This is a genomic window from Polaromonas sp., from assembly GCF_049790275.1.
Taxonomy (GTDB): domain Bacteria; phylum Pseudomonadota; class Gammaproteobacteria; order Burkholderiales; family Burkholderiaceae_C; genus Polaromonas.
The window spans coordinates 1-13,556 of record NZ_JBAQYR010000136.1; the positions used below are offsets into that span (position 1 = coordinate 1).

The following is a 13,556-nucleotide window of genomic DNA, read 5'->3' on the forward strand; positions in this document are numbered from 1 at the left end:
GCCCGTGGTCCGGCGCGGTCGCCGCGGCATTCAGGATCATGCCGAGCTGCCTTGCGTCGGGGCCGGGCGCCACGAGGCGCCTGGGCAAAATGGTCTGGCGCGACTGCATGAGCGCAGCCGCCAGAACGGCCTGGTCGGTGTCAGGCGTAACGGATGCGGGAAGTGGAACAGCCGCCGGGCTCATCGGGGCATGCCTCAACCGGGCCGTCCGTCGGTACGCAGCCGGCCATACCAGCTGCCCAGCCGCAGGCCCCACACACCCATGACGCCGGCCCACAACAGCGCGGCCGCCAGCAGCAGCCCGCCCGCCCATGCGGTTTGCGCGGCGGCAGCAATGCGCAGCAGCGTTGCTGCCTGCAACAACCAGAACAGCGACCAGACCAGCTTGTCCGCCACCAGCGCACGCCCGCTGTGGCCGCAGGACACCCGCGTGACCATGGCCAGCATCAACGACGCCAGGCAACCCATGGTCAGGGCATGCAGCGACCCGAGGGCCAGCACCGGAGCGTCCTGCAGCAGGTCCAGCCACTGCGATACCCCGCCCAGCACCAGGGCCAGACCGAACCAGAAAAACCCGATGTGCAGCATGGCCAGCAGGCGGTTTTTGAGGCTCTGCACCAGGCCCCACACCACGGCCAGCCAGAGCAGGACAGCACCGGCCGCGAGCTCAAACGCACCACGTGCGGCCATCCACACCATGCCAGCCACACCCTGCGGCGAACCATCGAATTCGATCCAGACGGCGGCCACTTCGACGGCCGCAACGCCTAGCATCAGCCACAACACCCAGAAGGGGCGCCAGGCGTCGATGAAGGGCAAGGCGCTGGAGGTGAAAAAAGGGATCATGCGGTGTGCCACCGACACATACACCACCACAATGAAGCCCCACAAGCTGGTCAACACGCAGGCACGCGCCACCGCAGGCGCACCCAGCAGCAAACTGAGTGCGAGACCCGCCAGGCTCAGGCAACCCACCACGCAGGCCGCGCCTACCGTGCGCGCATGCAGCTGGTCTTCAGCCCGGCTGCGCCGGATCAGGCCCCAGAACAGGGCTGTTACCCAGGCCAGGCCCACGCCTGCCAGCAGCAACCCGGCCAGCGCCGTCAGGCCGTGCAGGTGCGCACCGATCAGCCAGACCAGCCAGCCGCCCGCCTGGCACAACAAGGGCACCAGCAGCTGCCGGGGCGCCAGGGGCTGCACGCCCAGCCATTTGGGCCCGGCCGTGAACAGAAACCCCGAAAAGAACAGCGGCAGGAAACCCAGGCTCATCACCGCCCCGTGCACAAGTGACGGCGACAGTGCATACGGCAGGCTCAGCACCGCACTGACACGGTCCAGTTGCACCAGCACCCACCAGCCGGCGGCCGCTGCGAGCAAGCTCACGGCCAGAAAGAAACCCAGCCGGTGCGGCGCCAGCAGCAGGTGGCCGGCGCGCCAGCGGCGCTCCACCTGCGCACGCGCGCTGGCAGAAGGTTTGCCCGGAATCACCCGCAGGGCGATGACCGGGCGTTCACTCATCCACACACCCCAAGATGGCCGCACTGGGTGCAATAGTCGCAGCCGTCCTTGCGGATCACCGCATGGGCACCACATTCGCTGCACTTCTTGCCCGCCATCACCGGCGGCGCGAGGGCCATGTCAATCTGCGGCTCCACCACGGGCGCCGCACCGCCTGCGGGCTGGTGGGCACGCCGCGCGATGATGTTCTGCACTGCATAGGCAATGGCAGCGACTTCCGAGTCGTGCCACAGCGGCACGCGTGTGCCGTCGGCCTTCTCGTAGGTGCCCAGCCGCACCGGGCCGCGGTCCCAGGCCACCTTGCGCATGTCGCTGAGCGCACGTTCGAGGAAACCGCCGCGCGCGGCCAGCGACAGCATGCGCATGCTGGAGGTAATCCACTGCTGCGACTCACCGCTCTGGCCCACAGGCATGAAAAATTCGATGGCCCGCTCGACCGTGCCTTCGCCGCTGGCCGAGGGCACCGGCAGGAAAGACACCACGATGTAAAGCGTCTTGTGCCCTTCCTGCGTCCAGTAATCGACCTTCTCGGCGACGGCGGACAAGGCACCCTTGGGACGGCTTTCGATCACCGTGCGCATCGGATCCATGGGCGCTGCCGCGGCTGGTGTGGCAGCGGGACTCACATGGGCCTCCAGCACCGACCCGAGAATCGCATTGGGCCGGTAGGTGGCCAGGCCCTTGAGCTTCGCGCGCCAGGCCTGCTGGTACAGGCCCTTGAAGTCCTCGTACGCATAGTCGGCCGGCACATTGACGGTTTTGGAGATCGCCGTGTCCACAAAGGGCTGCACCGCTTCCATCATGCCAATGTGGCTGTCCGCAGACATCTCGAGCGCCGACACAAAGTAGCCGGGCAGTTTGTCCACGTCCCCACCGAGTTCGCGGTACAGGCGCCAGGCATGGTCTTCCACCGCGTATTCGGTGGTGCTGCCGTCGGACTCGCGTTTCTTGCGCCGGTACATCCACGAAAACGGAGGCTCGATGCCGTTGGACGCATTGTCGGCAAACGCCAGGCTGACGGTGCCGGTCGGGGCAATCGACAACAGGTGGCTGTTGCGGATGCCGTTGGCGCGGATGGATTGCTGCAGGGCGGCCGGCAAGCGGCTGGCAAAGGTGCCTGCGGCGAGATACCCGTCGGCGTCGAACTTGGGGAAGGCGCCTTTTTCTTTCGCCAGCGCCACCGAGGCGGTGTAGGCCGCATCGCGCATGGCGACAGCAATACGCGCCGCCATTTCGCGGCCCTCGGGCGCGTCGTAACGCAGGCACAACATGGCCAGCGCATTGCCCAAACCGGTGAAACCGACGCCGATGCGGCGCTTGGCGGCCGACTCGGCCTGCTGCTGCGGTAGCGGCCAGAAGGTCACGTCGAGCACGTTGTCCAGCGCCCGCACCTGGGTTGTCACCGACTTCGCAAAAGCCTCGAAATCAAAGTCCGGCACGCCATTGAAGCCAAAGGGGTGGCGTACAAAACGCGTGAGGATGATGGGGCCGAGGTCGCAGCAGCCATAAGGCGGAAGCGGCTGTTCGCCGCAGGGATTGGTCGCCGCAATCTCTTCGCAATAACGCAGGTTGTTGTCGTGGTTGATGTGGTCCAGGAACAGGATGCCGGGCTCGGCGAAATCGTAGGCCGAGCGCATCACGGTGTCCCACAACTCGCGTGCCGCTACCGTCTGGTAGACCCACAGGCCGTCGGCGCGCTGGAACGCGCCCTGCGCAATCAGCGGGGCGCCGGGTTTGGCCTTGTGCACCAGCTCCCAGGGCTGGTCTTCGGCCAGAGCGTGCATGAAGGTGTCCGGCATGCCAACCGAGACATTGAAGTTGTTCCAGCGCCCGGGCGTGCGCTTGGCGGTGATGAACTCGTGCACATCCGGATGATCGATGCGCAGCACGCCCATCTGCGCACCGCGCCGTGAACCCGCGCTTTCCACGGTGGAGCACGACTGGTCAAACACATTGATGTAGCTGCACGGTCCGGAGGCCATGGAGGCCGTGGCCTTGACCTCCGCGCCGCGCGGCCGGATGCGCGAAAAATCGTAGCCCACGCCGCCACCGCGCCGCATGGTTTCGGCCGCTTCGCGCAGGGCCTCGTAAATGCCGGGGTAACCGCCGTCATCCACGCCCTGGATGCAGTCGCCCACGGGCTGCACAAAGCAGTTGATCAGCGTAGCCTGGATGGCTGTGCCGGCCGCGCTCATGATGCGGCCCGCGCCTATGGCGCCGGCGTGCAGGTTCTCGAGGAACAGCGCCTCGTGTTTGGCGCGCTCCGCTTCCGGCTCGACCGAGGCCAGGGCATGCGCCACGCGCCGGTACAGGTCTTCCACACCCGACTCGCCGGGTTTGAGGTATTTTTCCTTCAGCACATCCTGACTGATGGGCTGGGTGGCCGTCATATCCTGCGGCCGGCCAAATTGATCGCGTTTCATGCTTGTGCTCCTGCGATGGACGTTGCTGGCCGGATTCCGCCGAGCAGCCATTGCATCAATTCTTGCACCGAACGGATCTGGTCGCCAAACGGCAGGCGGGCGGCACCACGGAAGAAAAGGCCTTTGCGCGTATTGCCGTCGAAGGCATGGCCGAGCTGCTGGTCGATGCAGAACTGGCCCATGCTGGCCACGCCATCGCGCAGGCCGCAATGGGTGAGGCAATCGAACGACATGTTGCATTTGGCTTTCACATGGGCCGCCGCCTGGAGCTTGGGTTCGAGCCGGATGTACTTCTCCAGCCAGGGAGTGCGTACCGCACGCGCGGGCAGGCCTGCCACGCTGATGAACTCCACCATGTCTTCCGGTTTGGCTTCGGCCAGCACCTTCTTGAAGGCGGGGTCGGCATCACACTCCTGGGTGACGGCAAAAGCCGTCCCCAACTGCACGGCCGATGCGCCCAGGGCCTGCAGGCGCAGGATGTCGTCCCGGCAATTGATGCCGCCGGCGGCAATCAGCGGAATCTCGCGTTCGATGCCGGCCGTCTTGAAGAACTCCAGCACCTGTGGAATAACCACATCGAAGTCAAAACGTGTGTCATGCAGGTCTGCAACTTTGGCGGCGCCCAGATGGCCACCTGCGAGACCGGGATGCTCGATCACGATGGCATCGGGCAGGCGGCCTTTTTTTTGCCACTTGCGCACCAGCAACTGCACGCCCCGCGCATCCGACAGGATGGGAATCAGCGCTGCGCCGGGATGGTCACGCGCCAGCTCCGGCAAATCCAGCGGCAGGCCCGCGCCGACCACCAGCGCATCGGCACCGCTGGCCAGCGCCTGGCGCACATAGTCTTCGTAGGCGCCGAGCGCCTTCATGATGTTGACGGCAATCAGGCCCCGTCCCTGCGCCAGCTGGCGCGCCCTGCGAATTTCGCGGTCCAGTGCCTCGAGGTTCGCCGCATTGATCAGGGCTTTCGCATCGGGCTCCTTGTCCAGGTGGCCGGTTTGGGCCATCAGGTCCGGATGCAGGCGCCGCAAGTCCACGGAAGACACCGTGCCCACTCCGCCCAGGCGCGCCACCGCGCCAGCCAGGCCACCGGCCGACACACACACACCCATGCCGCCCTGCACCACCGGAATCAGATCCTTGCCGCCCAGCCGCCAGGGCCGCAGGCCCGAATCGCGGGCCTGCGCCTCCAATATTGCAGCCGCCGCGGCTGGGTCGGCACTGGCCTTGGCTGCCAGGTCAGTTGCTGATGATTTGTCCATCGTGCTCCACATAAGGTTGGTACGGGCCAGTGCCGCTGTTGGAGGCTATCGCAGCAGGCACAAAACTTCCTTGCCGTACATCAAAGATGTGGATTTCACCGTCCTCAATCACGTAATGCCAGCCGTGCAGGGTCAACGTGCCCTTCTCGACCTCACGCCGTACCATGGGGTAAGCCATCAAACGCTCGAGTTGCAGCACCACGATGCGCTGTTCTGTGCGACGCAGGGCCTCGGGGCTAGCCTGGACCGGCAGCAGGGCTTCACTGGCCAGCTTGAGCCAGGCCTGCAGGGCCACCGCTTCCTCGGGCACGCCTTCATAGGCCGCGCGGATGGCACCGCAGTGGCTGTGGCCGCAGACGATGATGCGCTCCACATGCAGGCTGAGCACCGCGAACTCGATCGCCGCCATCGTGCCGTGCAAACCATGCGAGCCGTCGTAAGGGGGAACAAACGCCCCCACATTGCGCACGATGAAAAGCTCGCCCGGGCCGGCACCAGTCAGCAGGTAAGGCACCACGCGCGAGTCCGAGCAGCCGATGAACAGGGTTTTGGGGTGCTGCCCCTGCGCCACCAGGTCCTGGAAACGCTGCTGGTGCAGCGGAAAATAATCGGAGTGAAAACGCCGCAAGCGAAGCAACAGCTCGTCCGCGCCTGCAACGTCTTCGGTCATTGGACCAGCGGCGAATCTGCTCCCTCAAGAGCGATGCCTTCTATCTCCGCCTCCCCCACCAGCAGGCTCATGTACTGGTGCAGGGCTCGTGCACGGGACTGCATGGTCAGCAGGGCCGTGATGCGCTCCTGCACTTCTTCATAGGCGGGTTGGGTGCCGCTGCGGCGTTCCAGCACGTCGATGATGTGAAAGCCAAAACGCGTGTGGAACAGGCGTGGATGCACGCCGGTGCCGGTTTGCGCATGCTGGAGGTGAAACAGCTCCGTCGCCAGTTCGGGCGCACAGTCGTCCGGCGTTATCCAGCCGAGGTCGCCGCCCTGGGCGCTGCTCGGGCAGTTCGACAGTTCGGCGGCCAGCTGTGTAAACCGCTCCTGAGACACCCCCTTGTGCGACAGCTCCAGCAAGGCTCGCTCGGCATGCACGGTAAGCGCCTGGACGTTGACGCCGGGCGTGACGGCAAACAGGATGTGCCGCACATGCAGCGCCTGGCCCACCAGAAACTGCGCCTTATGGGCTTCGTAATAACGCCGGCCTTCCTCGTCGGTGGGTTGGGGCGTGTGCACGGCCTGATCCACCATGGCCTCGATGACTTCGCGTTCGGCTTGGCCCAGTTCGGGCGCGCTCGCCACGGCGTGGTTCAGGAACAGGCCCTGGCGGACTGCCTCCTGTCTGAGCAGCTCGGCATAGGCCAACTCGCGCAAGGTGGCTGTGTCCGGCCGCTGCCCGGGGGCATGCAGTGTGATGCCATTGATGCTGGCGATCGGCAGCACCGGCGCAGCGGCAGGGCTGCCGCACTGGCACGCGCCGCTGCCGCAGCCCTGGGCAGCTGCAGGGGATGGGGAAGATGAAGTGTTCATGGTGGTAATCCGGTTCTCGGTGGTTAGCGGTTGCCGCCCGACCTGGCGCGAGGAATGCCAAGGCGGCGGCTGCGCACCATTTGGTAGGGACGGAACAGGTAGGCGACCGCTCCGAAGCCGCTCCACACATGAACCAGGCGGCTGAAGGGAAACAGCAGGAAGATGGTCATCCCGAACACGATGTGGAAACGGTAAGGCCAAGGCAGGACGGCCAGCGCTGCAGAGTCCACCTCGCGCAGCGTGAGAATGCGCTGCGCCCATTCAGCCAGGATCAGCATCACGCTGCCGTCAGCGTGTCCCCATGAATACGGCAGGGTGATCAGGCCCACCACCAGCTGCGTCCACAGGATCAGCAGGATCGCGAGGTCGGTCTTGTGGCTGGTGTAGCGAATGCGCGGGTCGAACACGCGGCGGTAAATCAGCATCGACAGGCCAATGAAACAGATGAAGCCGGCAATGCCACCCGCGTAGATCGCCATGCGCTGCTTGGTCGCGGCGTCCATGAAAAAACCATACACCGCGTGGGGTGTCAACAGCCCGACCAGATGACCGAAGAAAAGGAACAGGATGCCCACATGGAACAGGTTGCTTCCCCAGCGCAGCAAGCCGGTGCGCAGCAGCTGCGAGGAATCGCTTTTCCAGGTGTACTGGTCGCGGTCGAAGCGGATCAGGCTGCCGAGCAGGAACACGCTCAGGCAGATGTAGGGGTAGACACCAAAAAGAAATCCGTGAAGTCCGGGGCTCATGCTTGTACTCCTTGGGTGGATGGCGCCTTGCGCACGTGCGGCACGATATGGATCGGTTGCGGCTGGTCCGGCCTGGCCTGGCCTTTGGAGGAACAGCCATCAAAAACGACCGGCTCTTCCCAGATCGCGTCGATTGGCTCTTCAGCGGCGATCTGTACCGGCTGGGCCTTCTCCCCGGCCAGCTCCAGCAAGGCCCCCAGCACGGAGGCGTAGCCACTTTCGCGCTGCTGCAGCGCCGCGAAAATCGCATTGAAAATATGTGCCATCTCGGCCAGGAACTCGCGCGCCTCGCGCGGCGGCTGGGTCGAGGTGAACTCGAGCACCACCGGCAGGAAGTCCGGCATCTCGCCTTCGGCCAGATACATGCCGGCCTTCTCGTAGGTCTGCGCCAGGTCGATCATGGCCGGCCCGCGATCGCGAGAGTCGCCGTGCACGTGTTCGAAGAGGTGCAGCGAGGTGGCGCGGCCCCGGTCGAACAGCTCGACATAAGCCGCCTCGGTCTCGAGCGCCGGCGCAAGCGCGAGTGCTTCGATCAGGGCATCCAGCTCGGCCAGCCGCAACGGCTCCAGGGCACGTTCTTCGTGCAGTGCCTCGCGCAGCGCGCCCAGATGGCCGCGCAGCTCGGCATCGGGGTAGCCGAGCAGCCGGGCCAGCACACGCAGGCTTTTCGAAGCCACGGCGGGGGTGTTGTTGAAAAGTGCCATGGTTCAGACCTCCACCTTGATGGGAATGGTGCGTTTCTTGTTGCCGCCGAACAGGCTGACGTCGCTGGCGCCGTCGGAGCAACCGTTGCCGAAGGTGAAGCCACAGCCGCCGCGCATGTCGAATGCGTTTTCGGCGTATTCGCGGTGGCTGCTCGGGATCACGAAGCGGTCTTCGTAATTGGCAATCGCCATGATGTGGTACATCTCCTCGACCTCGGCCACCGTCAGCCCGGCCTGCTCCAGCACCGCCAGGTTCTGCACCTGGTCCACATGTTTGCTGCGCTGGTAGGACCGCATGGCCAGCATGCGCTGCAGTGAACGGATCACCGGTGCGGTGTCGCCCGCTGTCAGCAGGTTGGCCAGGTACTGCACGGGAATGCGCATCTGCGCGATGTCGGGCAGCTCGCCGTTGATGCCGATCTGGCCGGCGTTGGCCGCCGAGGTGATGGGCGACAGCGGCGGCACGTACCAGACCATGGGCAACGTGCGGTATTCGGGGTGCAGCGGCAGCGCCACCTTCCACTCCACCGCCATCTTGTAGACCGGGCTGCGGCGGGCGCCTTCCAGCCAGGCCTCGGGAATGCCGTCCTTGCGTGCCTGCTCAATCACCTTCGGATCGTTCGGGTCCAGGAAGATGTCGAGCTGGGCCTGGTACAGGTCCTTGTCGTCTTCCACGCTGGCCGCTTCCTGGATGCGGTCGGCGTCGTACAGCACCACACCGAGGTAACGGATGCGGCCCACGCAGGTTTCGCTGCAGACGGTCGGCTGGCCGGCTTCAATGCGCGGGTAGCAGAAGGTGCATTTCTCGGCCTTGCCGCTTTTCCAGTTGTAATAGATTTTCTTGTAAGGGCAGCCCGAGACACACATGCGCCAGCCGCGGCACTTGTCCTGGTCAATTAGCACGATGCCGTCTTCCTCGCGCTTGTAGATCGAGCCCGAAGGACAGGACGCCACACAGGCCGGGTTCAGGCAATGCTCGCACAGGCGCGGCAAATACATCATGAAGGTGTTTTCGAACTGGCCCACCATGTCTTTCTGGACCTGGTCGAAGTTCGCCAGGTTGGCGTCCTTGCTGCGTTTGGAAAACTCGCCCCCGAGAATCTCTTCCCAGTTCGGGCCCCATTCGATTTTTTCCATGCGCTTGCCGGTGATCAGGCTGCGCGGCCGCGCTGTCGGCGTGGCCTGCATTTCCGGCGCCGACTGCAGGTGGTCGTAATCGAAGGTGAAGGGCTCGTAATAGTCATCGATCTGCGGCATGTTCGGGTTGGAGAAGATGCGCATCAGCAGCTTCCACTTGCCGCCCTGGCGCGGCTCGATGGAGCCGTCGGCCTTGCGCACCCAGCCGCCGTTCCACTTGTCCTGGTTCTCCCACTCCTTGGGGTAGCCGATGCCGGGCTTGGTTTCGACGTTGTTGAACCAGGCGTATTCCATACCGGGCCGGCTGGTCCAGACGTTTTTGCAGGTGACCGAACAGGTGTGGCAGCCAATGCACTTGTCCAGGTTCAGCACCATGCCGATTTGTGCGCGTACCTTCATGCTGCTTCTCCCATTTGTTGCACGGCAAACGCTTTCTCGTCTTCGCGCGGCGTGTCCAGCCAGTCCACTTTGTCCATCTTGCGCACCACCACAAATTCGTCGCGGTTGGTGCCTATGGTCCCGTAGTAGTTGAAGCCGTAGGAAAGCTGCGCATAACCACCAATCATGTGGGTCGGTTTGAGCACGATGCGTGTCACCGAGTTGTGGATGCCGCCGCGCTGGCCGGTGATCTCCGAACCCGGGGTGTTGACGATTTTTTCCTGCGCGTGGTACATCATCACCATGCCGGGCTTGACGCGCTGGCTTACAACAGCCCGCGCGGCAATCGCGCCGTTGACGTTGTAGGCCTCGATCCAGTCGTTGTCCTCGACCCCGATCAACTTCGCGTCGTCTTCACTGAGCCAGATGATGGGTCCGCCCCGGCTCAGCGTCAGCATCAAGAGGTTGTCGGTGTAGGTCGAGTGAATGCCCCACTTCTGGTGCGGCGTGATGAAGTTCAGCAGTATCTCGGTGTTGCCGTTGGTACGGATACCGTGCACACCGGCGGTAGCCTTCAGGTTCACCGGCGGCCGGTAGCTGGCCAAGCCCTCGCCGAAAGCCAGCATCCACGGGTGGTCCTGGTAGAACTGCTGGCGGCCCGTGAGGGTGCGCCATGGGATCAGTTCATGCACATTGGTGTAGCCGGCGTTGTAGGACACGGTTTCCGATTCGATGCCGCTCCAGGTCGGTGAGCTGATGATCTTGCGCGGTTGCGCCTGGATGTCGCGGAAGCGGATCTTCTCGTCCTCGCGATGCAGCGCCAGATGGGTGTGCTCACGGCCGGTCTGCTTGCCCAGTGCCGCCCACGCCTTGACCGCCACGTGGCCGTTGGTTTCAGGCGCGAGTTGCAACACCATTTCGCAGGCATCGATGTCGCTGTTGATGCGCGGCATGCCCTGGGTCACGCCGGGTTCGGTCACCAGGCCGTTGAGTTCGCCGAGTTGCCGCACTTCGGTTTCGGTGTTCCAGGCAATGCCCTTGCCGCCGTTGCCCACCTTGTTGAGCAGGGGGCCGACGGCCGTGAAACGTTTGTAGACGTTGGGGTAGTCGCGTTCGACCACCTGCATCTGGGGCGCCGTCTTGCCGGGTACCAGTTCGCACTCGCCGCGTTTCCAGTCCTTGACCTCAAAAGGCTGGGCCAGCTCGCCCGGGGTATCGTGCATCACCGGGGTCAGCACCATTTCCTTTTCGACACCGAGATGGCCTTCGCACAGCTCGCTGAATTTTTTCGCGAAGCCCTTGTAGATTTCCCAGTCGCTCTTCGATTGCCACACCGGATCCACTGCGGTGGACAGCGGATGGATGAAGGGATGCATGTCGCTGGTGTTGAGGTCGTTCTTCTCGTACCAGGTCGCGGTCGGCAGGACGATGTCGGAGTACAGGCAGGTTGTGCTCATGCGGAAGTCGAGCGTGACCAGCAGGTCCAGCTTGCCCTCGGGCGCCTTGTCGTGCCAGATGACTTCCTCGGGTTTGCCTTCTTCGGCGCCGAGGTCTTTGCCCTGAACACCGTTGTCCGTACCGAGCAGATGTTTGAGGAAGTACTCATGGCCCTTGCCCGACGAGCCAATGATGTTGGAGCGCCAGACAAACATGTTGCGCGGCCAGTTGTCCGGATGGTCCGGATCCTCGCAACTCATCCTGAGCGAGCCGTCCTTGAGCGACTTGACGACATAGTCCTTGGCATCCAGGCCCGCGGCCTGCGCGTCCTTGACCACCTGCATCGGGTTGGTCTGCAATTGCGGTGCACTCGGCAACCAGCCCATGCGTTCGGCGCGCACGTTATAGTCGATCATGCTGCCGCCGTAGAGCTTTTTGTCGGCCAGCGGCGACAACACCTCGTCCACACCGAGCTTCTCGTAGCGCCATTGATCGGTGTGCGCATAAAAGAAGCTGGTGGAATTCATCTGCCGGGGTGGGCGGATCCAGTCGAGCGCGAACGCCAGCGGTGTCCAGCCGGTCTGCGGCCGCAGCTTTTCCTGGCCCACGTAGTGCGCCCAGCCACCGCCGCTCTTGCCGATGCAGCCGCACATCATCAGCATGTTGATGACGCTGCGGTAGTTCATGTCACTGTGGTACCAGTGGTTCATGCCAGCACCGATGATGACCATGGACCGCCCTTCGGTCTTGTCGGCATTGTCGGCAAACTGGCGTGCGACGGCGATGATCTGGTCGCGTGGCACACCGGTGATCTGCTCCTGCCAGGCGGGGGTGTAGGGAGTGTTGTCGTCAAAGTCGGCGGCGGCCAGTTCACCGGGCAGGCCGCGGGCAATGCCGTACTGCGCCACCTGCAGGTCGAACACCGTCGCGACCAGGGCCGAGCGCTCCTCGCCGGCCTTGCCGAGTGAAATGCGCTGCACCGGCACCGTACGCACCAGCACATCGCCCTGCTCGTTGTTCTGGAAATGGTCATGGTGAATGCCGCCGAAGTACGGAAAGCCGACCTTGGCGCTGTCGAAACCGGGCACATCACCCTCCATCACCGACAGTTTGAGCGTGACCTCGTCACCCTGGCGCGCCTCTTTCGACTCCAGGTTCCACTGCCCGGCGTCAGCGCGGCCATCCGGACCCCAGCGAAAGCCGATAGCGCCGTGCGGCAACACAACCTTGCCCTTCGCGTCGAAGGCGACGGTTTTCCATTCCGGGTTGTTCGCCTGGCCCAGCTTGCCGTTGAAGTCGGACGCGCGCACATACCGGTCCGGCACCAAAACGGTTTCGCCGTTTTCAAGCTGATGCTCCTTGAGCATCACCAGCATAGGCAGGTCGGTGTAGCGGCGCGCGTAGTGGTCGAAGTAGGCCGAGCGCGGCTTGCCGTTGCCGCCAAAATAGAAGTCCTTCAGGATCACATGGCCCATGGCCATGGCGACCGCGGCGTCGGTGCCCTGCTTGGGATGCAGCCACAGGTCGGAGAGTTTGGCGACCTCGGAATAGTCGGGCGTGATCGCCACGGTCTTGGTACCCTTGTAACGGACTTCGGTGAAGAAGTGCGCATCGGGGGTGCGCGTCTGTGGCACGTTGGAACCCCAGGCAATGATGAAACCCGAGTTGTACCAGTCGGCCGACTCCGGCACGTCGGTTTGCTCACCCCAGACCTGGGGACTGGACGGAGGCAGGTCGCAATACCAATCGTAAAAGCTCATGCACACGCCGCCTATCAGCGACAGGTAGCGCGAGCCAGCGGCGTAGCTGACCATGGACATTGCAGGAATCGGCGAGAAACCGATGATGCGGTCAGCACCGTGTTTCTTGATCGTGTGGACATTGGAGGCCGCAATGATCTCGTTGACCTCGTCCCAGCTGGAGCGGACAAACCCGCCAAGGCCGCGCACGCTCTGGTAGTCGCGCCGCTTGGCGTCGTCCTGCACCACGGCCGCCCAGGCCTCGACCGGCGGCAGCGTCAAACGGGCTTCGCGCCAGTGCTTGAGCAGGCGCGCTCGCACCATGGGGTATTTGACGCGGTTGGCGCTGTACAGGTACCAGCTGTAGCTGGCACCGCGCGAGCAGCCGCGCGGCTCATGGTTGGGCATGTCCCAGCGCGTGCGCGGGTAGTCGGTCTGCTGGGTTTCCCAGGTGACGATGCCGCCCTTGACATAGATCTTCCACGAACACGATCCCGTGCAGTTCACGCCATGGGTGCTGCGCACGATCTTGTCGTGCGCCCAGCGGTTGCGGTAGGCGTCTTCCCAGGTCCGGTCTTCGGCGGTGGTGACACCGTGCGCCCCGGAAAAGGACTCCCGGGGATTGGAAAAGTGGCTCAGTCGATCAAGAAAATGACTCATTTGATTCTCCGGTAAAGCGGCA

9 protein-coding genes and 1 pseudogene are annotated in these 13,556 nt (G+C 64.1%); all 10 read right to left on the minus strand.

Annotation, left to right across the window (positions count from 1 at the left end):
- Positions 1-184: pseudogene (locus WA904_RS18620) on the minus strand (nitroreductase family protein); the annotation flags it as partial.
- An 11-nt stretch (positions 185-195) separates the two neighbouring features.
- Positions 196-1,518 carry an NnrS family protein gene (locus WA904_RS18625; RefSeq protein ID WP_425198618.1) on the minus strand — a complete coding sequence of 441 codons (1,323 nt, stop codon included), beginning with the start codon at positions 1,516-1,518 and terminating at the stop codon, positions 196-198.
- Positions 1,515-3,941 (minus strand): adenosylcobalamin-dependent ribonucleoside-diphosphate reductase, encoded by a 2,427-nt coding sequence (locus tag WA904_RS18630; protein WP_425198619.1) that lies wholly within the window; start codon positions 3,939-3,941, stop codon positions 1,515-1,517. The genes WA904_RS18625 and WA904_RS18630 overlap by 4 nt, the downstream gene beginning before the upstream one ends.
- Positions 3,938-5,206, minus strand: coding sequence for an NAD(P)H-dependent flavin oxidoreductase (locus tag WA904_RS18635; RefSeq protein WP_425198620.1), 1,269 nt, complete (start codon positions 5,204-5,206; stop codon positions 3,938-3,940). The genes WA904_RS18630 and WA904_RS18635 overlap by 4 nt, the downstream gene beginning before the upstream one ends.
- A complete protein-coding gene (locus tag WA904_RS18640) occupies positions 5,184-5,876 on the minus strand; it encodes a carbonic anhydrase (RefSeq protein ID WP_425198621.1) in 693 nt (230 codons plus the stop codon). Before WA904_RS18640 ends, WA904_RS18635 begins: the two co-directional genes overlap by 23 nt.
- Positions 5,873-6,733 carry a peptidylprolyl isomerase gene (locus WA904_RS18645; protein WP_425198622.1) on the minus strand — a complete coding sequence of 287 codons (861 nt, stop codon included), beginning with the start codon at positions 6,731-6,733 and terminating at the stop codon, positions 5,873-5,875. Before WA904_RS18645 ends, WA904_RS18640 begins: the two co-directional genes overlap by 4 nt.
- A 23-nt stretch (positions 6,734-6,756) precedes the next feature.
- Positions 6,757-7,479, minus strand: coding sequence for a respiratory nitrate reductase subunit gamma (gene narI / locus WA904_RS18650; protein ID WP_425198623.1), 723 nt, complete (start codon positions 7,477-7,479; stop codon positions 6,757-6,759).
- The gene (narJ, locus tag WA904_RS18655; protein ID WP_425198624.1) at positions 7,476-8,183 is read right to left on the minus strand and encodes a nitrate reductase molybdenum cofactor assembly chaperone; all 708 of its coding nucleotides are present in this window, start codon (positions 8,181-8,183) and stop codon (positions 7,476-7,478) included. The genes narI and narJ overlap by 4 nt, the downstream gene beginning before the upstream one ends.
- 3 nt (positions 8,184-8,186) lie before the next feature.
- Complete coding sequence (gene narH, locus WA904_RS18660; RefSeq protein ID WP_425198625.1) at positions 8,187-9,719, minus strand: nitrate reductase subunit beta; 1,533 nt, start codon at positions 9,717-9,719, stop codon at positions 8,187-8,189.
- Positions 9,716-13,534: a nitrate reductase subunit alpha gene (locus WA904_RS18665; RefSeq protein WP_425198626.1), complete on the minus strand. Its 3,819-nt coding sequence runs from the start codon at positions 13,532-13,534 to the stop codon at positions 9,716-9,718. Before WA904_RS18665 ends, narH begins: the two co-directional genes overlap by 4 nt.
- Positions 13,535-13,556: the final 22 nt, after the last annotated feature.